This is a genomic window from Oleiphilus sp. HI0067 (assembly GCF_001635735.1).
The window spans coordinates 1-820 of the sequence record NZ_LWFI01001340.1 but is presented as its reverse complement, the minus strand read 5'-3'; the positions used below and the strand labels follow the sequence as shown (position 1 = coordinate 820).

Here is an 820-nt window from a genome sequence, read left to right as displayed (position 1 = left end):
TGTGCAAAACCCTTCAGCGAAAATTGTGTTAGAAGGCCACTGTGATGAGCGCGGTACTAAAGAATATAACATTGCACTCGGTGAGCGTCGTGCTAACTCTGTCGCCCAATTCTTGAAGGTGAATGGTGTATCGGCTTCTCAAATTGAAGTTGTTAGTTACGGGGAAGAGAGTCCAGCTGTTGCAGGTTCAAATGAAACAGCATGGTCTAAAAACCGTCGTGTAGTGCTTCAGTACTAATTAGCATATGTTGAAGTATTCAAAACATAGAAAAGGGCTTCTTACGAAGTCCTTTTTTGTATCCCTTTGTTTTGCGTTATCTGCAAGTGTTTCAGCTAAGACACTTATCTTTCAATCGAAAGATAATAGTGCCTCCGAGCCTGTGTATGAGCAAGAGTCTGGCTCGCAAGTTCAAGCGTCTACTCCATCTGCGCCAGTCGCTCCTGCGGTTGGGCAAACTTCAAATATCAATTCTGAATTGTTCTTTATTGTCGAAGAGTTGAAGCAAGAGGTGATGTCGCTCAGAGGTGTTGTTGAAGAGCAGGCATTTGAGATTCGCCAGCTGAAGCGTCAATCTCTTGATCGTTATAAGGATCTAGATTCTCGGCTTCAGGAAATGGCAAAAGCGCGCGCTGAGTCGGTTAGCGTCGTTCAAAAACCAGAGCTTGTGACAGCTTCGCCAAATATATCAAGCGTTCAAGGCGCGGCGGTTGTGCCGGTTGTCGTTCAGGCTGATGTGAAGAGTGCCGCTGCTCCAGCAGAGTCTGCTCCGTCTGTTGATCAGGATCAGCAGAAGTTAGATTATCAAAACGCTTATGCTTA

Annotated in this window: 2 protein-coding genes; both read left to right on the top strand. The window is 45.6% G+C overall.

What is annotated here, in order from left to right; translation table 11 throughout:
• A partial coding sequence (locus A3739_RS21260; RefSeq protein WP_156502735.1) for an OmpA family protein occupies positions 1 to 238 on the top strand: 238 nt, incomplete at its 5' end.
• 7 nt (positions 239 to 245) lie between these two features.
• Positions 246 to 820: YbgF trimerization domain-containing protein (locus A3739_RS28920; RefSeq protein WP_304440300.1), on the top strand; the 575-nt coding region annotated here is incomplete at its 3' end.